22 protein-coding genes and 4 pseudogenes are annotated in these 26,054 nt (G+C 72.2%); 22 read left to right on the top strand and 4 right to left on the bottom strand.

The window, feature by feature from the left end; translation table 11 throughout:
• The first annotated feature begins 286 nt into the window (after positions 1-286).
• The 4 genes from ACFP2V_RS25230 to ACFP2V_RS25215 all read left to right on the top strand — a co-directional run bounded on the left by ACFP2V_RS25230 (position 287) and on the right by ACFP2V_RS25215 (position 2,908).
• Positions 287-880, top strand: a complete 594-nt coding sequence (locus ACFP2V_RS25230; protein WP_381216854.1) for an AMIN-like domain-containing (lipo)protein — start codon at positions 287-289, stop codon at positions 878-880.
• A 104-nt stretch (positions 881-984) separates the two neighbouring features.
• A complete protein-coding gene (locus ACFP2V_RS25225; RefSeq protein ID WP_381216851.1) occupies positions 985-1,251 on the top strand; it encodes a hypothetical protein in 267 nt (88 codons plus the stop codon).
• A 152-nt stretch (positions 1,252-1,403) separates the two neighbouring features.
• Entirely contained in the window at positions 1,404-2,324 is a 921-nt protein-coding gene (locus ACFP2V_RS25220) for an oxygenase MpaB family protein (RefSeq protein WP_381216848.1), read from the top strand.
• A 77-nt stretch (positions 2,325-2,401) separates the two neighbouring features.
• Complete coding sequence (locus ACFP2V_RS25215) at positions 2,402-2,908, top strand: SRPBCC family protein (RefSeq protein WP_381216845.1); 507 nt, start codon at positions 2,402-2,404, stop codon at positions 2,906-2,908.
• 88 nt (positions 2,909-2,996) lie between these two features.
• On the opposite strand, the gene ACFP2V_RS25210 is transcribed toward ACFP2V_RS25215, so the two are convergent.
• The 3 genes from ACFP2V_RS25210 to ACFP2V_RS25200 form a co-directional block, all read right to left on the bottom strand.
• On the bottom strand, positions 2,997-3,704 hold the full coding sequence (locus ACFP2V_RS25210; RefSeq protein WP_381216842.1) for an adenosylcobinamide amidohydrolase: 708 nt from the start codon (positions 3,702-3,704) through the stop codon (positions 2,997-2,999).
• A gap of 73 nt (positions 3,705-3,777) precedes the next feature.
• Entirely contained in the window at positions 3,778-4,215 is a 438-nt protein-coding gene (locus tag ACFP2V_RS25205) for an ATP-binding protein (RefSeq protein WP_381216839.1), read from the bottom strand.
• Positions 4,216-4,297: 82 nt separating this feature from the next.
• Positions 4,298-4,447: a hypothetical protein gene (locus ACFP2V_RS25200; RefSeq protein ID WP_381216836.1), complete on the bottom strand. Its 150-nt coding sequence runs from the start codon at positions 4,445-4,447 to the stop codon at positions 4,298-4,300.
• A gap of 208 nt (positions 4,448-4,655) precedes the next feature.
• On the opposite strand from ACFP2V_RS25200, the gene ACFP2V_RS25195 reads away from it, so the two are divergent.
• Together ACFP2V_RS25195 and pgm are read left to right on the top strand one after the other, a co-directional pair.
• Positions 4,656-5,084, top strand: coding sequence for a hypothetical protein (locus tag ACFP2V_RS25195; RefSeq protein ID WP_381216833.1), 429 nt, complete (start codon positions 4,656-4,658; stop codon positions 5,082-5,084).
• Positions 5,085-5,189: 105 nt separating this feature from the next.
• On the top strand, positions 5,190-6,830 hold the full coding sequence (gene pgm, locus ACFP2V_RS25190) for a phosphoglucomutase (alpha-D-glucose-1,6-bisphosphate-dependent) (RefSeq protein ID WP_381216830.1): 1,641 nt from the start codon (positions 5,190-5,192) through the stop codon (positions 6,828-6,830).
• 109 nt (positions 6,831-6,939) lie between these two features.
• On the opposite strand, the gene ACFP2V_RS25185 is transcribed toward pgm, so the two are convergent.
• Positions 6,940-7,461, bottom strand: a complete 522-nt coding sequence (locus tag ACFP2V_RS25185) for a hypothetical protein (protein ID WP_381216827.1) — start codon at positions 7,459-7,461, stop codon at positions 6,940-6,942.
• Positions 7,462-7,735: 274 nt separating this feature from the next.
• Between ACFP2V_RS25185 and ACFP2V_RS25180 the strand changes: the two are divergent.
• From ACFP2V_RS25180 to ACFP2V_RS25105, 16 genes and pseudogenes are all read left to right on the top strand, one after another.
• A pseudogene (locus tag ACFP2V_RS25180) lies at positions 7,736-8,828 on the top strand (PP2C family protein-serine/threonine phosphatase).
• Positions 8,829-8,880: 52 nt separating this feature from the next.
• A complete protein-coding gene (locus ACFP2V_RS25175; protein ID WP_381216823.1) occupies positions 8,881-9,438 on the top strand; it encodes a MarR family winged helix-turn-helix transcriptional regulator in 558 nt (185 codons plus the stop codon).
• Positions 9,439-9,555: 117 nt separating this feature from the next.
• Positions 9,556-10,594, top strand: a pseudogene (locus ACFP2V_RS25170) (alpha/beta fold hydrolase).
• Positions 10,595-10,646: 52 nt separating this feature from the next.
• The gene (locus ACFP2V_RS25165; RefSeq protein WP_381216820.1) at positions 10,647-11,078 is read left to right on the top strand and encodes a cupin domain-containing protein; all 432 of its coding nucleotides are present in this window, start codon (positions 10,647-10,649) and stop codon (positions 11,076-11,078) included.
• Between the two features lie 98 nt (positions 11,079-11,176).
• Positions 11,177-12,442 carry a glycosyltransferase family 4 protein gene (locus tag ACFP2V_RS25160; protein ID WP_381216818.1) on the top strand — a complete coding sequence of 422 codons (1,266 nt, stop codon included), beginning with the start codon at positions 11,177-11,179 and terminating at the stop codon, positions 12,440-12,442.
• The gene (locus tag ACFP2V_RS25155) at positions 12,439-13,257 is read left to right on the top strand and encodes a transferase (protein ID WP_381216815.1); all 819 of its coding nucleotides are present in this window, start codon (positions 12,439-12,441) and stop codon (positions 13,255-13,257) included. Before ACFP2V_RS25160 ends, ACFP2V_RS25155 begins: the two co-directional genes overlap by 4 nt.
• A gap of 522 nt (positions 13,258-13,779) precedes the next feature.
• Positions 13,780-14,179: pseudogene (locus ACFP2V_RS25150) on the top strand (ABC transporter permease family protein); the annotation flags it as partial.
• 30 nt (positions 14,180-14,209) lie between these two features.
• Entirely contained in the window at positions 14,210-15,241 is a 1,032-nt protein-coding gene (locus ACFP2V_RS25145; protein WP_381216813.1) for a hydroxyacid dehydrogenase, read from the top strand.
• The gene (locus ACFP2V_RS25140) at positions 15,238-17,139 is read left to right on the top strand and encodes a DUF2264 domain-containing protein (protein ID WP_381216810.1); all 1,902 of its coding nucleotides are present in this window, start codon (positions 15,238-15,240) and stop codon (positions 17,137-17,139) included. Before ACFP2V_RS25145 ends, ACFP2V_RS25140 begins: the two co-directional genes overlap by 4 nt.
• A gap of 348 nt (positions 17,140-17,487) precedes the next feature.
• On the top strand, positions 17,488-20,871 hold the full coding sequence (locus ACFP2V_RS25135; RefSeq protein WP_381216807.1) for a CARDB domain-containing protein: 3,384 nt from the start codon (positions 17,488-17,490) through the stop codon (positions 20,869-20,871).
• 245 nt (positions 20,872-21,116) lie between these two features.
• A complete protein-coding gene (gene ctaD / locus ACFP2V_RS25130; RefSeq protein WP_381216804.1) occupies positions 21,117-22,841 on the top strand; it encodes an aa3-type cytochrome oxidase subunit I in 1,725 nt (574 codons plus the stop codon).
• A gap of 35 nt (positions 22,842-22,876) precedes the next feature.
• The gene (locus ACFP2V_RS25125; RefSeq protein WP_381216802.1) at positions 22,877-23,215 is read left to right on the top strand and encodes a hypothetical protein; all 339 of its coding nucleotides are present in this window, start codon (positions 22,877-22,879) and stop codon (positions 23,213-23,215) included.
• A gap of 119 nt (positions 23,216-23,334) precedes the next feature.
• Entirely contained in the window at positions 23,335-24,270 is a 936-nt protein-coding gene (locus tag ACFP2V_RS25120) for a hypothetical protein (RefSeq protein ID WP_417801240.1), read from the top strand.
• A gap of 435 nt (positions 24,271-24,705) precedes the next feature.
• Positions 24,706-24,864: pseudogene (locus ACFP2V_RS25115) on the top strand (DUF1275 family protein); the annotation flags it as partial.
• Between the two features lie 55 nt (positions 24,865-24,919).
• Positions 24,920-25,483 carry a DUF1275 family protein gene (locus ACFP2V_RS25110; RefSeq protein WP_381216797.1) on the top strand — a complete coding sequence of 188 codons (564 nt, stop codon included), beginning with the start codon at positions 24,920-24,922 and terminating at the stop codon, positions 25,481-25,483.
• Between the two features lie 158 nt (positions 25,484-25,641).
• Entirely contained in the window at positions 25,642-25,992 is a 351-nt protein-coding gene (locus tag ACFP2V_RS25105; RefSeq protein ID WP_381216794.1) for a hypothetical protein, read from the top strand.
• The last annotated feature ends 62 nt before the right edge of the window (positions 25,993-26,054 follow it).

Genomic DNA, 26,054 nt, shown 5'->3' with positions numbered 1-26,054 from the left:
CGGCCGCTCTCCGGCCGGCCCGGCGGCTGCCTCTTCCCTCTCGCGTCCTCCCGGTGCGTACGCACAGGACATCGTTCGCTCCCCACCAGGATGTGCCATGCCCGGTGCCCCGGAATGGCGGGGAACGGTCCCTGGCCCGTCCCGGGAGGCGCCCCGGGCATGAACCGGACATGCTGTGGACGTGCCTGGCCGTGAAACGGGATCTGCCCACAAGAGCGCAACCCTTGGGTGAACCCGGTCGTCTCACCCGATATCAGCAGGATGCGACCCTTGGGGGCAGAAAATCATGCAAACAAGAACTATCCACGTGATCCTGGCGCTCGTAGGTGCCGCGCTGAGTGCGGCGGTGGCCCCAGCCGTCGCCGCCCCGTCCGCCGCTCCGGCGGCAACGGCCTGCCCCACCGGCTGGGACAGCCTGGCCAAGAACGACACGGCCGACACCGCCACGACCACACCGGTCCGCAACGTCAGGACCGGCCGCCGCGACTGCTACGACCGGATGGTCGTCGATCTGCCGGGCGCGGGCGGCGGCGGTGCCGGAGCGGTCGGGTACACGGTCCGGTACGTCGACCGGCTGTACCAGGACGGCTCCGGCACGCACATCCCCGTCGTCGGCGGCGCCGTCCTCGAAGTACGGGTGGCCGCGCCGTCCTACGCCCCCGAGACCGGCGAGCCCACCTATCCCGCCCGCGCCGGACAGCCGCTGCCGGGTGTGAACCCGACCGGATACCGCACCTTCAGGGACACCCGGTTCGCCGCCGGCTTCGAGGGCGACACCCAGATCGGGCTCGGCGTGCGCGCGCGGCTGCCGTTCCGGGTGCTGCAGCTCCAGGACCGCCTCGTCATCGACGTCGCCCACAGCTGGACGGGTGCCCGCTGACTTCCCGCACCGCCCGGCCTGAGCGGACGCGGGGCAGGCCCAAAGCACCGACTCCGCTCCGGTCCGGGGCGGCGATTGTCAGTGGTGGATGCCATTCTGCCGGTATGGACGAGCTGGAGTTCATGCGCGGCCGGGTCTACGGGGCGGACCACGACGATCCGGGGCCGCGCGACGGGCGGTCGTACGTGGAACTGGCCGGCGGGCCGCTGGACGGTCTGCTGCTGGACATCACCGACCGTTCCGGTACGGAACTGCGAGGCGGTGTCGGGCTGCCCACCGAGATAGGCCGCTACGGCGCGGGCGGCCGTGCCGTGTATGTGCCCCGCGCCGGGGACGGGAGGGTGTTCGACTGGAGGGAGGATGTTCCGTGAGGCGTGCCGGGGAGGGAGTGAGGCGGGCGCCGTGACCTGGCGGATCGCGGGTACCGGACGGGGAGCGGGCAGGCGTAGGAGCAGGCACAGTGGTGGGGCGCCGGCCGTCATGCGCGGCCGGTCGTCGCGGGCGCAAGGAGGCGGTGCGAGCCATGGGACTCCTCTCGGACAACGGCCGGGTGCTGCGCGACCGGATCGGCGACGCGATCTTCTCCCGGGTGGCGGGACCGGACGGCCCCGACACCCGCGCCCGTATCCACAGCGCGCCCGGCCCGCGCTGGTTCGGTCCCGAGCGCCCCGTCCGGCAGGTGCACGGGGACGCCTCGATGTTCATCGGCGGGCTGTCGGCGCTGCTGCTCCAGTCGCTCCATCCGCTGGCCATGGCCGCCGTCGCGGGGCACTCGGGGTTCCGCGGCGATCCGTGGGGGCGCCTCCAGCGGACCAGCGCCTTCCTCGCCATGACCACCTACGGCCCGGCCGACAGCGCCCAGCGGGCGGTCGACCGGGTACGGGCCGTGCACGCGACGGTGCACGGCACCACCCCCGACGGTCAGGAGTACCGTGCCGCCGACCCCCGTCTGCTGTGCTGGGTGCACATCGCGGAGGTCGACTGCTTCCTCCGCGCCCACCAGCACTTCGGCGCCCGGCCGCTGGACGCCGCCGGCTACGACGCGTACGTCGAGGACATGGCGCGCATCGCCACCGCGCTCGGCGTGCCCGACCCGCCGACGAACCGCGCCGAGCTCACCGACCGGCTCGCCGCCTACCGGGGCGAGCTGCGCTCCACGCCCGAGGCGCGCAGCGTGGCGCGCTTCCTGCTGCTCAACCCGCCCGTGCCGGTTCTCGCCCGGGTGCCGTACGGCGCCCTTGCGGCCGGCGCGGTGTCGCTGCTGCCCCTCTGGGCCTCGCGCGCGCTGCGGCTGCCCCGGGTGCCGCCCGCCGAGGGCGTGTTCGTCCGCCCGCTCGGCACCGCCGTCACCGCCGGCATCCGCTGGGCCCTGGCGCCCGGCGAGCCCGCACGGCACGGGCAGCGCGCGCGTCCGCCGGTACCCGGGCGGGGCACCGACGGCTGACATGTGTCGGCGCGCCCGCGGACGGGCACTCGGTGCCGGCTGGTGCACTCATACAGTTCCGGACACGGGAGGTCGTAGTGGCAGTTCGGCATCGTCTGATCAGAACGAGTCCGCAGACGGTCTGGGACGTCCTCGCGGACGGCAGCCGCTATGCGGACTGGGTGGTGGGGACCTCGTCGTCGAAGCCACTGCGCGGGCAGTGGCCCCGGCTCGGAGCGGCGATCCGGTACGAGGCGCGGCTGGGGCCCGTTCGCTTGTCCAACGAGACGGTCGTCCGACGCTGTGAGTGGGGCAAGGTCCTGGAACTCGAGGCATGGGCGGGCGCCTTGGGCACGGCGCGGATCGCCATCGAGCTGCGGCCCTGGGGTGAGGAGTGCCTGGTGATCGTGGATGAACACCCCCTGCGGGGCGCCGGCGGCCGACTGCACAATCTGGCCGTGGAGGCGCTGATCCAGGTCCGCCACCGTGCCATGCTCGCCAGACTGGCGGAGCTCTGCGAGACCGAGGCCGCCGAGTGGGGACGCCGCCGCTCACTCGGTCAGGTCGTCGCGCCGGAGTCCGGCCAAAACGGCACCCGCGCCTGACTCCGGGACGCGCCTCGACGTCTCTACGCCTTGACGTCTCGGCCGACCGGGCCGACGAGCGGGGCCCGTCTCACCGGGCCGCCACCGCTCAGAGCGAAGGCGGTGGCGGCGACGGTGTCGCGTCGTGCACAGCGCGGTGGACGGCGCGTGCCAGCCGTGCTCCCCATGGGGAGCGGGGCCCGGCGAAGGCGTGCGGCGTCTCGCCGGGGGAGGGGGTGCGGGCGGCGACGCACACCGCGTCGGTGGGAGTGCCGGAACAGTCGTGACCGGCCTCCAACAGGGCCTGCGTCTTCGCCTCCGTCGCGGTGGCCACCGCGTTGACCAGGGCAGCGTCGGTGAGCGGCACCGGCAGCGCCACAACGATATTGATCGTGCCCGGAACCTGCGCGCCGCCCTCCGTGGCCGTATCCCCGGCCTCGGGGACCGCCGCCCAGCCGCGCACGTCGATGCCCGAGGTGACGATCGCCTCCGCGCCTTTGTCGTGCGCGTGGGCGTACGCCGAGACGTCGGCGGCCGTCATCAGACCGACCCCCGGACCGCGCGCGCCCGCACCGGCGGCGAGTTCGGCGAGGTGCCGGTCCGGATCGGTGCGCCCGTAGCCGTGGGAGACCTGGGCGTTGAGGACCCAGCGCCGTTCGCCGATGCCGCCGCCCAGGACCGCACTGCTGATCATCCGCATGCCCGGTCCGGGGGTCCACAACAGGGCGTGCAGGTGTCCTCCGCCCTCGACACGGGTCAGGCGGCGCGGGCGCAGCAGCCCGACGGAGGTGCGGGGCGGGGGGAGGACGGCGGTCACCGGACGGAACTCCTCGGGGATCGGGGTCGACCGATCGTATTCCGGGGTGGCCGCCCCGCCGGCAGCGGCCCGGTCAGTGCTCCGCGTCCGCCCCAGGCGCCTCCTCGGTCCGCGGCCCGTGGAAGCAGGCGGTGACCGATTTGCCGTGGGGACAGGGGCGGCTCTCCCACTCGTCGGCCAGGGCATCCACGAGGAGCATGCCGCGCCCGCCGGTGCCCTCGGTCCCCGGGCTGCGGCGGGCCGGCAGTTCGGCCGACGTGTCGTGGACGGAGATGTGCAGACAGTTGTCGTCGCGGGACAGGGTCAACTGGGCGTTGCTGCGGGCGTGCTTGTGGGCGTTGGTGACCAGCTCCGACACGGTCAGCAGCACGGCGTCCGCCGTCTCGGGCGCCGTGGTGGTCCATCCCAGGGCGTCGAGGTGCTCCCGGGCCCAGTCCCGGGCAGCCTTCACCTCACCGCCCATCGGCAGGGAACGCGCCCAGCCCACAGCGCGGACCGACGGTTCATCCATGAGGGTCCTTCCTGGTCCGGTCATAACCACGCGGCCCGGGACTTCACGGACCCCGGACCGCGCCGACGGGCGGCGGAGACGGTCAGCGGTGGCCGCCGCGGAGCTTGCCCATCAGTCGCTGGGCCTGCGCCCGGCGCCGGGGGTCGGCCGCGGCACGTCGCGCCTGCTCGGTCGCGCGCCGCCCCTGAGGGCTCCTGGCGAACCGCTTGATGCGCTCAACGATTCCGGCCATGAGAAGCTCCTTTCCACGGGACCGCGTTCCCGGTGGCCCGGTCGGCCCGGCGGTCACTTGTCGGTCCTTCCTTCACCTACCCCCTGAAGGCGAACTCAGCCCTGCGGACGGCGGGTCGGCCTCACGTCTGCTGCAGCGGCTCGTACGCGGGGCGGGACTTCCGCGACCGGGCGGGTTTGCCGAGGGGCTCAGCGGCAAGTCGGTGTCCATGAGTGAACAGAACAAGAACGCGCAGCAGAAGACCACCTCCACCCGGACCGCCGCGTCCAAGGCCCGCAACGCCACGGAGAAGGCGACCGCTCCCGCGGAGCGAGCCGCCGGTGGCGTTGCCACCAAGGCGGGTGACGCGGCGTCAGCGGCCAAGTCGGGCGCCGAGCGCGCGGCCGGAGTGGCGAACGGTGCCGTGCAGAGCGCGGCCAAGGGCGTCGAGGTGGGCCGCCGGGCGGTCGTCGCCACCTCGGGTCAGGTCGCCGCCACCGCCGTGACCGCCTGGACGGTGCTCACCAACCGCAAGCTCGTCGCCGCCGGTGTCGGCGCGGGCCTGACGGTGCTGAGCGCCGCGTCCTACGCGGTGGGGCGCCGAGCGGAACGCCACAGCCACGGTCCTCTCACACGGATGACCGGCGGGCGCATCTGACCCGGGGGCGGTGCGGAGCCGGGCGGTTCCACTCGCGCGGTGCGGCCTCGAAGAGGAAGGATGTGTCCGCAAGCGCAGAATCAACCCCTGCCAAGGAGTGGGCACATGCAGCACGAGCGAGCGGGCGGCCCGGCCCGCCCCGAGGATCTCGTCGACGTCGCTCGGCTGGTCACGGCGTACTACGCGGTGCACCCGGACCCCCGGGAAGCGGGACAGCGTGTCGCGTTCGGAACGTCGGGACACCGCGGCTCGTCCCTGGCCGGCGCGTTCAACGAGGACCACATCGCCGCGACCAGCCAGGCCATCTGCGAGTACCGCGCCGGTCAGGGCACCGACGGTCCGCTCTTCCTGGGCGCCGATACCCACGCGCTGTCCGAGCCCGCGCGGGTCACCGCCCTGGAGGTGTTCGCGGCCAACGGAGTCACGGTGCTCATCGACAGCGCCGACGGCTACACGCCGACCCCCGCGGTCTCGCACGCGATCCTCACCCACAACCGCGGCCGCACCACCGGCCTCGCGGACGGCGTCGTCGTAACCCCGTCCCACAACCCGCCCGCCGACGGCGGCTTCAAGTACAACCCGCCCAGCGGCGGCCCCGCGGGCTCGAAGGCGACCGGCTGGATCCAGGACCGGGCCAACGCCATCATCCAAGGCGGCCTCAAGGACGTCCGGCGCATCCCCTACGCCCGCGCCCTCACCGCCCCCGGCACCGGCCGCCACGACTTCCTCGGCACCTACGTCGCCGACCTGCCGAGCGTGCTGGACCTGGAGGCGATCCGTACGGCAGGTGTCCGTATCGGGGCCGACCCGCTGGGCGGGGCGTCCGTCGCCTACTGGGGCCGGATCGCCGAGCAGCACGGCATCGACCTCACGGTGGTCAACCCTCTCACCGATCCCACCTGGCGGTTCATGACCCTGGACTGGGACGGCAAAATCCGTATGGACTGCTCGTCGCCGCACGCCATGGCCTCCCTCATCGCGCAGCGGGACCGCTTCGACATCGCCACCGGCAACGACGCGGACGCCGACCGGCACGGCATCGTCACCCCGGACGCCGGCCTGATGAACCCGAACCACTACCTCGCCACGGCCATCCAGTACCTCTACGCGCACCGCGAGCGGTGGCCGGCCGGGGCCGGTGTCGGCAAGACACTGGTGTCCTCCGCGATGATCGACCGGGTCGCCGCCGATCTGAAGCGCGAACTGGTCGAGGTGCCCGTCGGCTTCAAGTGGTTCGTCGACGGACTGGCGGGCGGCACCCTCGGCTTCGGCGGTGAGGAGTCCGCCGGCGCCTCCTTCCTGCGCCGTGACGGTTCGGTGTGGACCACCGACAAGGACGGCATCCTCCTCGCGCTGCTCGCCTCCGAGATCACCGCGATCACCGGGAAGACGCCCTCCGAGCACTACGCCACGCTCACCGCCCGCTTCGGCGAGCCCGCCTACGAGCGGATCGACGCCCCGGCGACCCGGGAGGAGAAGGCCCGCCTGGCGAAGCTCTCTCCTGCTCAGGTCACCGCCGACACCCTCGCCGGGGAGGCGGTCACCGCGGTCCTCACCGAGGCCCCCGGCAACGGCGCGTCCATCGGCGGGATCAAGGTGACCACGGCCAACGCCTGGTTCGCGGCCCGCCCTTCGGGCACCGAGGACGTGTACAAGATCTACGCCGAGTCCTTCCAGGGCCCCGGCCACCTCCGCCGGGTGCAGGAGGAGGCCAGGACGGTGGTGCTGTCGGCGCTGGGCGGCTGACCGGCTCCGTACCGCCCGGCTGCCGCTCGTCGCCCGGCGCGGGTGCGCCGCCGGCCAGGTGTCGCAGCCGGGCCGCGTATCGCCGCTCGGCGGGCGGGGCGGCAGTGTGTCAGCCCGCCTGTACCGCCGACGTGGTCGGGGACGGGGAGACGAGGCCGGACGGGACGGACGTCGCCGTGGGCAGCTCCGCGGGGATGTCCTCCGACTGCTGCAGCACCGTGTCGCCGGGCCCCTGGTCCGGGGTGCCCGCACCGGTGGACAGCTGGGACCAGACGCCCAGGACCAGCACGATCGCGGCGGCCGTGCCGATGAACCGGCAGATCCGGCGCGTCCTGGCCCGCCCGTCCAGGTCCCGCCACGACGGGCCCTCCCACGGGTCGTCGGGGTACCACAGGTCACCGACGGCGCCCGTGGTGTCGGCCTCCTGCCCCTCCGTGCGGCCGCGGGCGTCCGTGACAGCCGGCTGCGGCCGCCACCCCGACGCCCGCTGCAGGGCGGAGGGCTCGACGGGTGCGGTGGCGCGAATGGCGCGTTCGTCGTCCGTGAGGAACCGCTGCCAGACCTCGTCCGGCACCGACGGCGTCCCGTCCCTGTCCCTCGGCGTCTCGCCGTCAGGTCGCTGCGCGGTCACGTCCGTTCGTTCCTCTCCGGTGAGGGAGCCCGTCGAACACACCTCAGCTCACTCGCACCAGGACCCCGGGCAGGATCATCCCACAGCACGAAATCGTCGGACCAGGGGCCCGGAGCCCCGGATGTCGTCGTCCGGGCCGGGAACTCGATTGCGTGAAGGTCCGAGGTGGGGCTCGGAACGCGCTCACGACCATTGCACAGCCCAACGGCGGGGGAGGGGCGTCTGCGGAGGAATCGGACGGCTCTCGAGTGCCTCGAGACCGCTGGAGCAGGTCATGACCGACGAGAAACCGCCATCGAGTCAGACGGCGCTGTCCTGGACGCCGTTCGTGGTGATGGCAGTGATCGCGATCATGGACGTCCTGGTCGGACCGGGGGTGGGTCTGCTGCCCCTGGTGGCGCTCGGCCCCGCCTTCGCCGGACTCGTCGGCGGCTGGCGACGTACCGCGGTGATCGGCGTACTGGCCCTGCTGCTGTGTGTGGGACTGGGTCTGTACAACGGGCTGTTCGCGGAGCGCCGCGGGTACAGCGCCATGGCGTCCGTGGCCGGGGTCACCGGCGTCGGTATCGCGGCCGCGGTCATGCGCTCCCGCCGGGAGGCGGAACTGGCGAGCATGCGGTCGATCGCGGAGGTCGCGCAGCGCGTGCTGCTGAGACCGGTGCCGCTGAACGCGGGGGCGTTCCAGGTGGCGGTCTCCTACACGTCCGCCGTCGCCGAGGCCCGTATCGGCGGCGACCTGTACGAGGTGGTGGCCTCGCCGCACGGGGTCCGGGTGATCGTCGGTGATGTCAAGGGCAAAGGGCTGGCCGCGGTGGAGACGGCCGCCGTGGTGCTCGGTGCCTTCCGGGAGGCCGCCTACGACGAGCAAAACCTGGCCGGGGTCGGCGAGCGGGTGGAACGCAGCGCGGCCCGGGAACTGGGGGGCGAGCGGTTCGTCACCGCCGTCCTCGCCGAGATCGACGTGGGCCGGGACCTCACCCTTCTGAACTACGGGCACTCGCCCCCCCGTGCTCGTACGGCGCGACGGCAGCGTCGACTTCCCGGAGCCGCCGTCGTACGCCCTGCCGCTGGGCCCGACCGCGCACGGCACCGAAGGACCGGAGCCCTTCAGGGTGAGGTTCGAGCCCGGCGGGCAACTGCTGCTGTACACCGACGGAGTCGCCGAGACACGTGACGAGGACGGCCGCTTCCACCCGCTGGGCGAGCGCACGCATCTGCTGAACGAGCCCGACACGCACCGCGCCCTCGACGCCCTGCGCGAGGACCTGGTCGGGCATGCCGGCGGGCCGCCCGGCGACGATGCCGCGATGCTCCTGCTGCGCCATCACCGGCACGGCGACGGGAACCCGCCCCCGCCCGGCGGTTGAGCCGCGGCTCCGGCGGCGTACGGGCCGGACGAGGGCGAGGTACAAAGGACCTATGCCGGAGCGTGAGGTCCCCGCCGGGACGGGTGACGACGTCGACGCCGTCACCCGTGCGGTCCTGACCGCCTCACGGCTGCTCGTGGCGGTCTCCGTGCGGTCCCTGGAGGCGGTCGGGGACCGGGTGACCCTGCCGCAGTTCCGGATGCTGGTGGTCCTGTCCACCCGCGGTGACACCAAACTGGTCGCCCTCGCCGAGCTGCTCCACGTCGCTCCCTCCACCGCGATGCGCATGGTGGACCGGCTGATCGCGGCCGGACTCGCCGTACGGCATACCAATCCGGCCAACCGCCGCGAGACAATGCTGAGGCTGACCGACGAGGGCCGGCGGACCGTCGAGGACGTCACCGCGCGGCGCCGCGCCGAGATCGCCGCCATCGTCGAACGGCTGGCCCCCGAGGAACGGGTGGCGCTCGTCGAAGCACTCACCGCGTTCAACGAGGCAGGCGGCGAGCCGCCGGCTCCGGACGCCCCCCAGGGCCCGCAGCTCCCGGACGACCCGCGGCTGCGCCCGCTCGGCCCGCCCGTCGAGGACGGAAGCGCCCCGCGGGAGTGACCCGGCCGAAGTGCCGATGTGCCGAAGCGGCAACAACGCTCCGTCCTCACCCGTTCCTGCCTCCCTACGCAAAGCGCGGTCCCGGCGCGGGACGGGCCGCGAGTCACGGGAGCAGGTATGTCACCGCGGCAGCCCCGGACGACGTCACCCACCGGCCGGCCCCCGCCCGCGGGCCGCACCCGTCTGGTGGAGCAGGGCACCGGCCCGCCGGTCCTGCTCGTGCACGGATTCCCCTGGTTCCGGTACCCCTGGCGCCACCCACTGCCCGCTCCGGCGGCGGCCGGGCACCGCGCGGTGGTCGTCGACGTTCGCGGCTACGGCCGTTTTGCCCGGCCCGCCGCCACGGACACCCACCGCATGACGGAACGTGTGACGGACACCGTCGCGGTCGTGCACGCCCTGGGGGAGCGGTCCGCCGTGATCGTCGGACATGACCGGGGATTGACGATCGCGGACGACTCCGCCCTGCTCAGGCCGGATGTCTCCCGCGCGGTGGGCATGCTCGGCGTGCCCTACGCCCCGGCGACCCGAGGCCGGGCACCGTCTTCGCCTCGATGGGCGGCGACGAGGAGGTCTACGTCTCCTGCTTCCAGGAGTCCGGCCGCGCCGAGGCCGAGATCGAACCGGACGTACGCGGCCGGCCGGCTGCCACGCGGCGCTGTCCATCGACACCATGCCCGCTTTGGACGCCCCGGGACCGTACTTCGTGAGTCCGGGCGGCACCCTGCGCGACCGGTTCCCACCGGTCGGCGGCCCGCCTGACTCGGTGAGGCCGACCTCGACGTCCACGCCGCGGAGTTCGAACGCGCCAACAGGAGCGGAGCCCTGGCCCGCTACCGGAGCACGGACCGCGACGGGGAGGACCTCGCCGGCCACCCCGGCGCGCCCCTCGCCCAGCCGTCCCTGCTCGCCGGCGGTGCTCTGGACGCGTCCACGGCCTGGACGGGCGACGCCCTCAAGGCATTCCCCCGGCACACTCCCCGGGCTGTGGTCCTCCCGCACTCTCGACGGCTGCGGCCACCGGGCCCAGCAGGAAAGGCCCGAGGAGACCAACGCGATCCTCACGGACCGGCTCACGGTACTGCCCGCCGTCCGGGAGCGAGGGCGTGCCCCAGCACCCCGGAGCGGGCGGCCGGGTTTCAAATATGCATGCTAAATTCCTATTTGAGAGACTCCCGCGCACAGGACGCACAGGACGGTGACACCCGATGACGACAGACGGCGGCGACGCCACCACCGGGCGCGGGGGCGAGATCCCGCTGCCCCGGACGCTGTGCGACACGGCCGCGCTGGCGGCGCTCGAGGACGCGCCGGCCGGCGCCCTGTGGCGGCTCGCGGAGTCCGGCCGGCAACTCGACGCCAACGTCGTACGCATTCCGCCCGGCCGACAGGTCGACACCCACCGCGAGCCCGACCTCGACGTCCTCCTCCTCGTCCTGTCCGGCGAGGGCTCGCTGACCGCGCCCGACGGAACGCGGCCCCTGCGTGCGGGCGCCCTGACCTGGCTTCCGCACGGCTCCACCCGCGCTCTCGCCGCCGGCGAGCAGGGGCTGACCTACCTGACCGTGCACCGCCGCCGCCCCGGCATGCAGATCAAGCCGCCGGGCACGACGACACCGTCGGCCGGCCGGCCCCAGTAGCGGTGACCAGGCGGAACTTTCATCCAGAAGGCGTAACCCGAGCTAATAAAGTGATAACGGCAGACAACTTCTGAACGCTTTAAGCGGTCTAGTCCGCCATGAAGATCTCTTTCCTGATCCACAACGCCTATGGCATCGGGGGCACGATCACCACCACGTTCAACCTCGCCGCCGCGCTGGCCGAACGGCACGACGTGGAGATCGTCTCCGTGCTGCGGCACCAGGAGCACCCCAACCTCACCCCGCACCCCGAGGTGCGGCTGCGGCCCCTGGTGGATCTCAGGAGAGAGAAGGACGACCCCCGGCACCGAAGACCGGCCAAGGTGTTCCCGTCGGCCGAGTACCGCTACCACCAGTACAGCGAGTTGACGGATCAGCGGATCGCCGAATGCCTGGAGTCCATCGACGCCGACGTGGTCATCGGGACCCGGCCGGGACTCAACGTGCACCTCGCGCTCCAGGCCCCCGAGCACGTCGTACGCGTCGGCCAGGAGCACCTCACCCTGAACAACCACCCGCCCCGGCTGCGTACCACGCTGCGCCGCGCCTACCGCCGCCTCGACGTGCTCACCACCGTCACGGAGGCGGACGCAGACTCCTACCGGCGCAAGATGAGGCTGCCCGGTGTGCGTGTGGAGGCCCTCCCGAACAGCGTCCCCGACCCCGTGCTGCCCGCCGCGGACGGCACCGCCAAGGTGGTCGTCGCGGCCGGCCGGCTGGTCCCGGTCAAGCGCTACGACCTGATCATCAAGGCGTTCGCCCGGGTCGCGGCCGCCCATCCGGACTGGCAGCTGCGCATTTACGGCAAAGGCGAGGAACGGGTCGCGCTACGCCGCCTGATCGAGTCGCTCGGCCTGTGGAACAACGTCTTCCTCATGGGCGCGGTGACTCCGATGGAGGCCGAGTGGGTCAAGGGTTCCATCGGCGTGGCCGCGTCCAACTTCGAGCCGTTCGGCATGACCATCGTCGAGGCGATGCGCTGCGGACTGCCCGTCGTGAGCACCGACTGCCCCTACGGACCCGGCGAGATCATCAAGGACGGCGTCGACGGCCGGCTCGTGCCCGTCGATGACGCCGACGCCCTCGGCGAGGCTCTGCTGGACCTCGTCCGCGACGACGAACGGCGCCGCCGCATGGGCAGGGCCGCCCTCGACAACGCCCGCCGGTACGCCCCCGGGCCCGTCGTGGCACAGGCGGAACGCCTCGCCGGGGAGGCCGTGGCGGCCAGAAGCACCGGCGGGCGCCCCGCACCGGACGGCGGCCGGGCCCACCGGATCCTGTCCGGCCAGGGCCACGCCGCCGCCGATCTCGCCCTCGTCGCCGCCTCCGAGGCGCTGCGCACCCTACGGAAGGGACACCGATGAGCACCGCCGCACAGGACACGGGCGAACCGCGCGCCCACTGCACGGTCGACGCCGACGGCCGGATCACCTTCCGTGTGGCGCTCCGCCCGGCCGGGCGCCCCCGGCTGGCCCTGGTGTCGAAACCGAAGAAGAACAGGCCGGAACAGCCGACGCACCTTCTCGACCTCGAACCCCACGGCGACGAAGGCGACCTCCGCGCGGTGCTCGAACCGCTGCCGGCCCTCGCCGAGGGCCGCTGGGACGCGTATCTGATGAGGGAACCGGACGCCATACGGGAACGGCTGCGCCCAGGGCTGCGGGACCTGCGCGCCCTCGTCGACGGAAGCCTGCGGGAGCGGCCGTCCCCGGTGGCCGTCCGGGTCCCCTACGCCACGAAGGACGGGTTCCTGGCTGTCCGGGCCTGGCTGCGCCCCGCCCACGCCGAGGCCGGCCGCCTCGACCTCGCGGACGGTGCGATGACGGTCCACGCACACCTGCACGGCGCCGAACTGTCCGACGACGCCACCGCGTTGCTCCGGCTGCGCGGCGGCAAGGGCACCACGCGCTCCTTTCCGCTGCGGGCCGAGGGCAGCGCCTTCTCCTTCACCGTGCCCTTCGGGGAGCTGACCGGCGGGGCGCCCGGCGACCAGGTCTGGGATGCCTTCCTCCGGCCCGCCGCCGGTGCCCCGCCGGTCCGGATCGGCCGGCTCCTCGACGACATGGCCGACCGCAAGACGGTGTGCGTGTACCCGGCGCTCACCATCGGCGAAGCCGCCGTGCGCCCGTACTACACCGTCGACAACGACCTCGCCGTCGAGGTGACCGCCGTGCAGTGAACCGACCGCCGTCCGTCTTGGCCGTGTGACGAGCCGGGCACGCCGGTGCGGGCCTCTGTCACGTCCCGCCCTCGTCCGTCCAGATGGTGACGGACGAGGAACAGAGGACACCATGCGAGAGATCCTGATGGCCGGCGGCGGCTACGCGGGCTTCCGCACCGCCTGGGGTCTGGAGAAGAGGCTGCGCCCCGGGGAGGCGCGGGTCACCGTCGTCGACCCGCGGCCACCGAGCCACGGTCACCGAGCCCGACCGCCCCCACAACCCGGCAGAGCAGACCCCAGGGCCCCGCGCGATCGTGATGACGGCCGATGTTCGAACGAACTCCGGCTCAGGGGGGTTTCGTGCGGGAGCCGGTCGAGCTGCGCGGGCAGCGGACCCTCGCCCGGACGGGCGGTGCCTGTCCGTGGAGCCGGTGCAGGACCTCAACGGAGTCCTCGGGGCGGGCAGTCGGCGGCGAAGCGGGAAACCCCACGGCGCAAGCCGCAGGAATCCCCCTCGTGTACGAGGAGGAGGAAGCCGACCCCGTCCTGTTCCGCCCCTTCGGCGTCCACCTCGGCCGCATCTTCAGCCAGGGACATGCGTCCGACGAGGTGCTGGAGGCCGCCCGCGTCGACGGCGCGGGCGAACCGGCCACCTGCTTCAGGGGCGCCGCGGATGCCGGGCCGGCCTGGTCGCCGTGTTCCTCCGCCGGCCCACCGAGATCCGGCACACCTTCTTCCCGCCCATGATGATGCTGTCCGACCAGGGCCTGTACCCCATCGGTCCCGGCCTCCGCGCAGGGAACAGTTCGGAGTCCGTCGCACCCGAGTACTGCCCGTGGTCATCATGGGCTTGCTCCTGACGGTCGTGGCCCTCATCCTCGCCTTCGCCCCGCTTCAGCGCTTCCGGCGCAGCGGTCCGACCGCCGGCGCCGTGAAGTGACCCGCTCATGGAAGGAGTTCCGCCCCCACCATGACCGAGCACCCGCCCGGCCCCGCCTTCCGGCCCCGTGCCGCACTGGCCATGCACCCCGACGTCGCCTCGGCCGTCCTCGACGCCGAGTCGCACGCGGCCCTCGCCGCGCTGTGCGATCCGGCCCCCCTCCCGGTGCTGGACGACTTCACCACACCCCAGGCGCGCGCCGTGCTCGCCGACGTGGACCTGCTGATCACCGGCTGGGGCTGCCCGCCCCTGGACGCCGAGGTCCTGCGGGCCGCGCCCCGCCTGCGCGCCGTCGTGCACGCCGCGGGCAGCGTACGCGGCCATGTCACCGACGCCTGCTGGGAGCGAGGCATCGAGGTCTCCTCCGCCGCCGCGGCCAACGCCGTGCCGGTCGCCGAGTACACCCTCGCCATGATCCTTCTCACCGGAAAGCGGGTCCTGGAGAGCGCGCGCGACTACCGCAGCGCCCGTGCCCGGCCCGACTGGCTGCGTCCCGACCGCTCCATCGGCAACCACCGCCGTACCGTGGGCATCCTGTCCGCCTCCCTCATCGGCCGCCGCGTCATCGACCTGCTGCGCCCGCACGATCTCGACGTCCTGCTCCACGACCCGTACGTCGACGAAGGAGGTGCGGACGAACTCGGTGTGCGCCGAGTGGAGTTGGCTGAGCTGTTCCGGCACTCCGACACGGTCAGCGTGCACACCCCGCTGCTGCCCGAGACCCGTGGACTGGTCGGCCGCGAACTGATCGACTCCATGCGGCCCGGCGCCGTACTCGTCAACACGGCCCGCGGCGCCGTCGTCGACCAGGACGCACTCACCGACGCAGTGCTGGCCGGCCGCATCCGTGCCGTGCTCGACGTCACCGAACCCGAAGTCCTGCCGCCCGACCACCCGTTGTGGAGGTGCGGGAACGTCCTGCTCACCCCCCACCTCGCCGGCTCCCAGGGCAACGAACTGCGCCGCCTGGCCGATCTCGCGCTCTCCGAGATCGCGAGCTGGGCCGCCGGCGACGGCTTCCTCCACCCCGTACGACGCGAAAGGCTGGCTTTCCTCGCATGAGCATCCCCTTCGAACTGCCCCCGGAGAACCGCGACCTGAGCCCGTACACCGGCTACACCCGCGCCCACTGGGAGGCCGCCGCGGACGGGCTCCTCACCGCGGCCTGGCGCTGGAGCACCCCCGGCCACGCCCTGCTGGACCTGCCGGGACGCCCCTCCCGCTCGGGCGTGCGCTCCGACGGCCTCGAGGGATACGCGAGGACGTTCCTCGCCGCCGCCTTCCGGGTGGCCGGCGCGGACGGGGGCGACCCCCACGGCCGGCTCGAGCGCTACGCGAGCGGACTCGCCGCCGGCACCCGTACCCCGGGCCGCGACGACACCGAGTCCTGGCCGTTGATCCTGGACTTCACGGTGCAGGGCCAGCCCATGGTCGAGTCGGCGTCGATCGCCCTCGGTCTGCGCCTGACGGCCCCCTGGCTGTGGAAGAACCTCGACCCCGGCGTGCAGGACCGCGCCGAGGAATGGCTGCGGGGCGCACTGCGGCACACCCCCGCGCCGAACAACTGGTACCTCTTCCCGTACACGGTCGCAGGGTTCCTGGAGTCCGTCGGCCGCGGCGACAGTGAGACGGCCGCGGCCCGGCAGCGCGCGGTGGAACTCCTGGAGAGCTGGTACCAGGGCGACGGCTGGTACACCGACGGGGACATGCGGGCCTTCGACCACTACAACGGCTGGGCCCTGCACCTCTACCCGGTCCTCGACGCCCATCTCTCCGGCGACGCGGACGCCCTGGCCCACTACGGTTCCCGGCTGCGTTCCCATCTGGAGGGCTTCGCCCTCATGTTCGGCGCGGACGGGGCACCGATGCACTACGGACGGTCGCTCACCTACCGCTTCGCCGCTGCGTCGGCCGTCGCGCTGGGAGCGGTGACCGGATACAGCCCGCTGACACCGGGAGCCTCGCGCCGCATCGCCGACGGCACTCTGCGTCACTTCCTGGACCGGGGCGCGCTGACCGACGACGGACTGCTGAGCCTCGGCTGGTACGGCCCGCACGACGCCGTGCTGCAGACCTACTCGGGCCCGGCGTCCCCGTACTGGGCGTCGAAGGCCTTCGTCGCGCTGCTCGCCCCCGCCGGCCACGCCTTCTGGGCGGGCCGTGAGGAGCCGGCACCGGTGGAGGAGGCCGACCGGGTGCTCGCCCTGTCCGGGCCCGGACTGCTCGTCCAGGCGACCCGGGCCGACGGAGTCGTCCGTCTGCACAACCACGGCAGCCACCATGTGAGCCCCTACCAGGCGGAGTCGGCAGCCGAGGACGACCCGCACTACGGGCGCCAGGCCTACTCGACCCGCACCGGCCCGACCGCGACCGGGAACATCGCCGACAACCACCTGTCCGTGGTGGTCGGCGGCCGGCCCAGTGTGCGCCGCCGCGTCCACCCGCTGGGTGCCGGACACGGCGACGGGTGGGGCTGGGCGGCCTCCTGGCACCGGCCGGTGTTCGCCGGCGGCCCGCCGATGGTGCCGGGCCTGCGGGTGGAGAGTGTCACGGTGGCCCACGGCCGTCACGAACTGCGGGTGCACCGTGTGACGGGAGCGCCGGCGGGCTCCCTCGTCACGCACACCGGCTGGGCCACCGGCCCCGACGAGCCGCTGGTCTCTTCCCTGCACGGCCTGCACGGCTGGGACGCTCCCGCCGCGGACCCGATCCGCGCCCCCCAGGGCACGGCCTTCACCCGCTGGGCCCGGGTACCCCGGCTCAGCGGCCGCTCCCACGGCACGTCCGTACACGTCAGCCTGGCGAGTCTGACCGCCGAACCCGACCCGCGGCCCCTGATGGAGGCGGTTCAGGAGGTCCGGGTGGACGGGGGGAGCACGGTCGAGGTCGTGTGGGCCGGCGGCGGAGCCCGCACCCGGATCGCGTTCGACCCGGTGGAGGTCAGCCACACGGATCAGTGACTCCGGGCGGGCTGCGGGCCCGTGTCGAACCGGTGCAGGGGCAGGGGCGTCGTCCGGGAGGGCGGCGCTCCTGCCGTGTCCGGACCCCGGTCCGTCGAAGGACGTTGTGTTCATGCCATTGACAAGTGAGGCAGGAGCCCGAAACTCTCACTCCAGGAGCCGCAAGAAATGAACTGATGGACGCAAAAGACGTATGACTGGTCGGCATTCTGTGGCAGATGCCCCCTGCCTGCCCGGATGCCCACCTGCCCCGCCACCCGTCCGCACTCAGCCGGCTCCGTCCCGCTCCGCCGTACGTCCCGCGCTCGCCCGACCACGCCCCAGCACCCGCCGTGGAACGAGGACTTCATGAGACGGAAGCGATTCGGCCCCCGGACGATCACCGGCCTGCTCCTGGCCGGCCTGGTCGCCTTCGGCCTTCACCCCGCACCGGCCATCGCCGCGGAACCGGCCGTCCGCGGGCCCAACCTGGCGCTCGGCAAAAGCGTCACAGCCGGTGGCTCCCACCCCGGTCACCCCGTCACCAACGTGACCGACGGCAGCCAGCAGACCTACTGGGAGGGCCCTGCGGGGTCCTTCCCGCAGCCGGTACGCGTCGACCTCGGCGGCACCGTCGAGGCTGACCAGGTGGTCCTGGAACTGCCCACCGGCTGGGAGGCCCGCACCCAGACCCTCACCGTGGAGGGCAGCACCGACGGCACCTCCTTCACCACCCTGTCCGCCTCCGCCGCCCGCGGCTTCGACCCCGACGACGGCAACACGGTCACCGTGGACTTCGCCGCCCGGGACCTGCGCCACATCCGCGTGCGGGTGACCGCAAACACCGGCTGGAACGCAGCCCAGTTGTCCGAGATCGAGGTCTACGACAGCGACGCCGGCACCGACCCCGAGCAGCCACCGGCCGACGGGACCAACCTGGCGCTGAACAAGCCCGTCCAGGCCTCCTCCACCGTGCACCAGTTCGTGGCGCGGAACGCCAACGACGGGCAGACGGAAACCTATTGGGAGTCGTCGGGCCATCCCGCCACGCTCACGGTCCAGTTGGGTGCGAACGCCGATCTCTCCGGCGTCGTCGTGAAGCTCAACCCCGCCGCGGTCTGGGAGACCCGGACGCAGAGCATCGAAGTCCTCGGACGCGAGCAGGCGGCGAGCGGCTTCACCTCGATCAAGGCCCGTGCCGACTACACGTTCAACCCCGCCTCCAACGGCAACACGGTCACCATCCCGGTCACCGGCCGCCATGCCGACGTACAGCTGAGATTCACCCACAACTCCGCCGGATACGGCGCCCAGATCGCCGAGTTGGAGGTCATGGGCACCGCCGCTCCCCACCCCGATCTCGTCGTCACCGACCTCACCTGGACGCCCGCGTCCCCCACCGAGTCCGACGCCGTCACGGTCCGCGCGACCGTACGCAACGCCGGCACCGCCGCGTCCCCCGCCTCCACGCTGGACGTCGGCCTCGAGGGCACCGTCGCCGGCAGTGCCCCGGTCGGCGCGCTCGCCGCCGGCGCCTCCGCGACCGTCTCCGTGGACGTGGGCAAGCGGGCCCGGGGCACCTACACGGTGTCCGCCGTGGTCGACCCCACGGACACCGTTTTCGAGCAGGACGACACCAACAACAGCCGCACCGCGACGGACAAGCTGACCGTGGCCCAGAGCCCCGGACCCGACCTGGAGGTCCGCGCGATCGCGACCGACCCGGCGAGCCCCGCCGTCGGCGCCGCCGTCTCCTTCACGGTCACCGTGCACAACCGGGGCACCTCGGCCGTGCCCGCCGGCTCCGTCACCCGGCTGGAGGTGGGCGACCGTACCCTCGACGGCACCACCGGGGCGGTCGCCGCAGGCGCGAGCGTCCCGGTCACCGTCGACGGCACCTGGACCGCCACCGGCGGGTCGAGCATTCTCACCGCGACCGCGGATGCCACCAACAGAGTCGCCGAGACCAACGAGAACAACAACATCCTCACTCGCTCCCTCGTCGTCGGCCGCGGCGCCGCCGTGCCGTACACCGAGTACGAGGCGGAGGACGGCACCTACCAGGGAACGCTCCTGACAGCCGACCCCAAGCGGACGTTCGGCCACACCAACTTCGCCACCGAGTCCTCCGGCCGTAAGTCTGTCCGCCTCAACTCCACCGGCCAGTACGTGCAGTTCACCTCCTCGGGACCGACCAACTCGATCGTCGTACGCAACTCGATCCCGGACGCCCCAGGCGGCGGCGGCACCGAGGCGACCCTGAGCCTGTACGCGGAAGGCGAGTTCGTACAGAAGATCGGCCTCAGCTCCAAGCACAGCTGGCTGTACGGCAACACCGACCAGCCCGAAGGGCTCACCAACACCCCGCAGGCCGACGCCCGCAGGCTGTTCGACGAGTCCCATGCCCTGCTCGGCCGGAGCTTCCCGAAGGGCACCACCTTCCGGCTCCAGCGCGACAACGACGACACCGCCGCGTTCTACATCGTCGACCTGATCGACCTGGAGCAGGTCGCACCGCCCACCGACCGGCCCGCGGGCTGTGTCTCCATCACCGAGTACGGCGCGATCCCGGGCGACGGGATCGACGACACGGACGCCCTTCAGCGGGCCGTGACCGCCGACCAGAACGGGCAGATCGACTGTGTGTGGATCCCGCCGGGCCAGTGGCGGCAGGAGCAGAAGATCCTCACCGACGACCCGCTCAACCGCGGCCCGCACAACCAGGTCGGCATCCGCGACGTCACCGTCCGGGGCGCCGGCATGTGGCACTCCCAGTTCCACACCCTCACCCCGCCGCACCAGTCGGGCGGCATCAACCACCCGCACGAGGGAAACTTCGGCTTCGACATCGACGACAACACCCGGATCTCGGACATCGCCATCTTCGGCTCGGGCACCATCCGCGGCGGCGACGGCGGAGCCGAGGGCGGCGTCGGCCTGAACGGCCGATTCGGCAAGAACACGAAGATCAGCAACGTGTGGATCGAGCACGCCAACGTGGGCGCCTGGGTGGGCCGCGACTACAGCAACATCCCCGAGCTGTGGGGCCCCGCCGACGGGCTGGAGTTCACCGGGATGAGAATCCGCAACACCTACGCGGACGGCGTCAACTTCGCCAACGGAACCCGCAACTCACTCGTGGAGAACTCCTCGCTGCGCAACACGGGCGACGACGCGCTGGCCGTCTGGGCGAGCAAGTACGTCAAGGATCCGTCCGTCGACATCGGCCACGACAATCACTTCCGCAACAACACCGTCCAACTTACCTGGCGCGCCAACGGCATCGCGGTCTACGGCGGCTACGGCAACACCATCGAGAACAACCTGATCCACGACACGATGAACTACCCGGGCATCATGCTGGCGACCGACCACGACCCGCTGCCCTTCTCCGGACGGACCCTCATCGCCAACAACGCGCTGCACCGCACCGGCGGAGCCTTCTGGAACGAGGACCAGGAGTTCGGTGCCATCACCCTGTTCGCACAGGGGCCCGACATCCCGGGAGTGGTGATCCGCGACACCGACATCCATGACTCGACGTACGACGGCATCCAGTTCAAGACGGGCGGCGGTGCCATGCCGGACGTCCGGATCAGCAACGTCACGATCGACAGGTCCAACAACGGGTCCGGCATCCTCGCCATGGGCGGCGCCCGTGGCAGCGCCACTCTGACGGACGTCACCATCACCGGTTCGGCCGAGGGCGATGTGCTGATCGAACCCGGCTCGCAGTTCGTGATCAACCGGTAGCCCCACCGCGCCCCCTTCGCACCGCGCCGGGCGACAGGCCCGTACTCCACCCGGGTACGGGCCCCGGTGCGTCCGGACGGCCTCGCCGCCGGGCGCGCCACCCCCACCCAGTACGTCACAATGTGCAAGGGGATGGATGCGTATAGTGACACGCCGGGCCGAGCCCGGGTCTCACACGAGCGGGCGCATGTGCGACATCCTTCCCGAGGGTAGAGATACCGGACCCATAGAAAGAGAGCGGAACAGTGGCGGTTCACAGTGCGTCGGACTCGGTCGAGTCGGACTCCTACGAGGACGAGCTGCCGGTCCGGCGCAGGCGTCCCGGCAACGTGGTCGTCAAGTGGCTCACCACCACTGACCACAAGACCATCGGCACGCTGTATCTCACGACGTCGTTCACATTCTTCATCTTCGGCGGCATCCTCGCGCTGGTCATCCGCGCCGAGCTGGCCCGGCCCGGCCTGCAGATCGTGTCGAACGAGCAGTACAACCAGGCGTTCACCATGCACGGCACGATCATGCTGCTGATGTTCGCGACCCCGCTGTTCATCGGTTTCGCGAACTGGATCATGCCGCTCCAGATCGGCGCGCCCGACGTCGCCTTCCCGCGGCTGAACCTGTTCTCCTACTGGCTGTTCCTGTTCGGCTCACTGATCGCGCTCGGCGGCTTCCTCACCCCGGACGGCCCGGCCAGCTTCGGCTGGACCGCCTACAGCACGCTGTCGGACTCGGTCCGCACGCCTGGGCTCGGCGGTGACCTGTGGGTCATGGGCCTGGCCCTCTCCGGCTTCGGCACCATTCTCGGTACGGTCAACTTCATCACCACGATCGTCTGCATGCGCGCTCCCGGCATGACGATGTTCCGCATGCCGATCTTCACCTGGAACGTGCTGCTGACCGGTGTACTGGTCCTGCTCGCCTTCCCGGTACTGGCCGCCGCGCTGCTGGCCCTGGAGGTGGACCGGAAGTTCGGGGCCCACATCTTCGACGCGGCCAACGGCGGGCCGCTGCTCTGGCAGCACCTGTTCTGGTTCTTCGGCCACCCCGAGGTGTACATCATCGCGCTGCCGTTCTTCGGCATCGTCTCCGAGATCATCCCGGTCTTCTCCCGCAAGCCGATCTTCGGCTATCTGGGTCTGATCGGCGCGACCATCGCGATCGCGGGTCTGTCGGCGACGGTGTGGGCGCACCACATGTTCGCCACGGGCGGTGTGCTGCTGCCGTTCTTCTCCTTCATGACCTTCCTGATCGCGATCCCGACCGGGGTGAAGTTCTTCAACTGGCTGGGCACCATGTGGAAGGGGTCGCTGAGCTTCGAGACACCGATGCTCTGGTCGGCGGGCTTCCTGGTGACCTTCCTCTTCGGTGGTCTCACGGGCGTCATCCTGGCCTCGCCGCCGCTGGACTTCCACGTCACCGACTCGTACTTCGTGGTGGCGCACTTCCACTACGTGGTGTTCGGCACCGTCGTCTTCGCGATGTTCGCCGGCTTCCACTTCTGGTGGCCGAAGTTCACCGGCAAGATGCTCGACGAGCGGCTCGGGAAGATCACCTTCTGGACGCTGTTCGTCGGCTTCCACGGAACCTTCCTGATCCAGCACTGGCTGGGTGCCGAGGGCATGCCCCGCCGGTATGCGGACTACCTGGCGGCCGACGGCTTCACCGCGCTGAACACGGTCTCCACCATCGCGTCGTTCCTGCTCGGCCTGTCGATGCTGCCGTTCCTCTACAACGTCTGGAAGACGGCCAAGTACGGCGAGAAGGTCGAGGTCGACGACCCCTGGGGCTACAGCCGTTCACTCGAATGGGCCACCTCCTGCCCGCCCCCGCGGCACAACTTCCTCACCCTGCCGCGGATCCGCAGCGAGTCCCCGGCCTTCGACCTGCACCACCCGGCGATCGCGGCGTACGACCGGGAGGAGAACCGCCCCGAGCACTCCGCGGTCCAGCCCCCCGGGGACCAGGCCTGACAGGAGTGATCCCGCAGCCCAGCGTGGAGGAGCATGTGAATCCGAGCCAGGACAGCGCCCGCGGCCTCGACCAGTTCGAGGGGTACCTGCTGTGGGCGGCCGAAGTCGAGGACGCCCGGCGTCGGGCCGAGCGGTTCACCGAGCAGTTGCCGTGGCTGACGACCGCACAGCGCGAGGACGTGGAACGCGTCTACACCGCCGACCGCATCGAGGCCTCCCGCGTGACACTGGTCCGGATCTGCGACCGGGCGGCCGAGCTCCGCGACATGTACGCCCACCGCTATCGTCGGCTCCGGGTGCGGTGCGTGGCCGCCGCGGTCGTGGGCATGGCGAGTGGTGCGGGTGCCGTCCTCGCTTTCCTCATCGGGGAATGACGGCTCGCCGCCCCGCCGGGGCCACCGAAGGCCGCCGCCCCGGCGGGCAGATGGGGGACGTTGCCCGGACTCGCGCAGGGAGCGCGGCGTTTCGGCCGAGCCGAAGTCAGGCCGACCCCATGGCCTTATTGGCCGAAGGCCCGCACCGCGGGTGTCCCCGAGCGCCGTCCCCGGGCGACCGGCGGTCCGCCGCCCCCGCCCGGGGCCGCAGCCGGCTGCCGATGCCGGCCCTCGCCCTCCTGATGGCAGTGCTCCTCACCGGCTGCGCAGCGACCACCGGCAGCACGGCGGGGAAGTCGTCCCCCACGGCTGCCGCCCCCGCAGCGGTCGCTCCCACGGCCGCCGCCCCATCGGCAGCCGGAGCACCGGGGGACGCAGAGGCAGGACACGAAGCGCCGGGTACCGGAACACCCGGCGTGGAGAGCACCACACAGGGCCGGACCGACGCCGGAGCATACCCCGACACCCCCGCCCCGCTCGGCGGCCTCGGTCCCCGCACGCTGGCCTTGATCCCCGAGAGCACCCGGCAGGCCGTCGTCGTCACCGGCAGGAGCCGGGACGCGAACCGCTCGGAGGCCGTGCTGTACCGGCGTACCGCATCGGGCTGGGAGGCGGGCATGGCCTGGCCCGCCCACAACGCCCTCAACGGCTGGACCGACGACCACCTGGCGGGCGACCTCCGCTCGCCCGTCGGTGTGTTCACCCTCAGCGACGCGGGGGGCCTGTTGCCGGACCCGGGCACCCTGCTGCCGTACGACGAGTCGCCCGGGTTCTCCATCGGCGGCACGGGCTTCATGGGGGAGCCGCTCGACGGGTCCTTCGACTACGTCGTGGCGATCGACTACAACCGTGTCCCGGGCACCTCCCCGCTCGACCAGACCCGCCCGCTCGGCGCCGACCGGGGCGGCGGCATCTGGCTGCACGTGGACCACGATGGGCCCACCCAGGGCTGCGTGAGCCTTGAGGAACGGCACATGAGGCAACTCCTGCTGGCCCTCGACCCCGAGCGGCACCCGGTGATCGTCATAGGGGACGCCGGGTCACTGAGCAGATGAACGGGACACCCGGGTCCGATGCCGGGGCTCCGCGGCGGGGGCGGGCGGGGCTCGAGCCGACGGTCAGGACGCGATCCCGACCCCGTCCGCACGGCTCCACGACCGTTCCTGCGCCGCTGTCACGGCCGGCCAGGTCGGGCCGCCCGGCCGCGGCCACACCCGCGAGGCGCAGGACGAGGGCCGGTACGCCGGGTCGCAGAGGCAGCCGGTGTCGTACGCGCGGTCGAAGGAGGCGCAGGACACGGCGATCGACCGCGCCGCCGACTTCCCGCGCATGAACCACGACGCGACGGGAACGCCGGACGGCCAAGGCCAGGGGTCGGCGGTCGCGTTCAGACGGTTCGGCCCCGTAATCCGTAGCCCGTTCGGGTGGCGGTGGCGGGCGCGCGCCGGTCCACGCGCCGACGTGGCCGCGCCGTCACCGACGTCGGGCCCATGTCCTCACCCGCTCACCCGGATCCGCTTCAAAAGGCCCTCGTCGTGGCGACCGCCGCCACCGGGATCGTCGACGCCGTGGCCTTCCTCGGCCTCGGGCAGATCTTCACCGCCTTCACGACCGGCGATCTGCTCTTCCTCGGTTTCGCCCTCGCCGGGGCGAAGGACTGGAGCCCCTCGGGCCGGCCACGGCCCTGGCCCCTTCATCGCCGGTGTGATCGTCGGCAGCCGCCGGGGCGCGGCCCCGGCCGTCGAACGGTACCGGCGGTGGCTTCTGGCCCCGGCCTCCGTCGCCGCGGCCCTGACCGCGATCGGCCTGGGCACCGGCACCGGCCCGGAACCGGTGCCCCGGTACTACCTGGTGATCGCCCTGACCGCGGTGGCCACGGGGGTGTGCAGCGCGACCATGTGGCGGCTCAGGGCAGGCCTGAACACCATCCTGGTCACCGGCACCCTCATCACCTGGATCAGGACGTCGGCCCTGGGCGGCGGCCGGCGCCATCACGAGGTCGCGCTGCCGGCGGTATCGGCCGGCGCCGCGATCGGCACCCTACTGCTGCGGCTGAGCGTGACGGCGGCGCTGCTGATCGCCGCCGCGGGAATGCTCGGCGGCGGGCCCCGCATCGTCGTCGAGCACGTCACCGGGATCCATCAGGACCGGGACATGCGATCCCGGCTCGATGACAGCGCCGCCGGACAGTGGTTGCGGCGGCGCTGCGGCCCGCACGGAGGTGCTGTGCGACGGCAGCATCCACAACAGAACCTGTTCCAGCGATGAGGTGGCGGCGAGAAATGCCGTTGGATTCCTGCCCGTTCTGCGCGTTGGCGCTCCTCGGCATGCAGGTGGGAGAACGGGTTCTCCTGCCGTTCGCCGGCCAAGTCATGGCATGTCTGCAGGTGATTCCGGCTGCCGCCGAGCCCGTCTAGGCTGTGCTCATGGAGCAGCGCGAGATCATGCAGCGGGGCGTCGGCATCCTCACCGAGGCACTCGAGATGCGGCGGCAACTCCGGGAGAACCCGGACGCCGAGGTGACCAGAAGCGGAGCGGTCTCCGCGCTCCTCGAAGAGATGCTGCCGCACATCCAGTTGCCGGCCGACGCGAGCCCCCGCGAGGTGGCGGAGATCGTCACCGAGAAGCTGGGGCCCGCCATCGTGCACATCACCTCCGCCCTCGCCTTCGCCTTCGTGCAGCTCGCCGAAGTGCACGACGCCGGCCGCACCGACGTGTCCTCCGCGGACGTCCTGCGCTCCATCTCGCTGCGCTACGAGCCCGGAGCGGAGCGGTAGGAGGGGGCCGCCCGACGGTTGAACGACCCCGGAGGGGAGGGGGTCCCGCGGAGTCACGGTCG

Origin of the sequence: Streptomyces incanus (genome assembly GCF_042656345.1) — a bacterium.
GTDB lineage: Bacteria > Actinomycetota > Actinomycetes > Streptomycetales > Streptomycetaceae > Streptomyces > Streptomyces incanus.
Note: the sequence above shows the minus strand (reverse complement) of the source record. Positions and strands in the feature narration are given on the sequence as shown.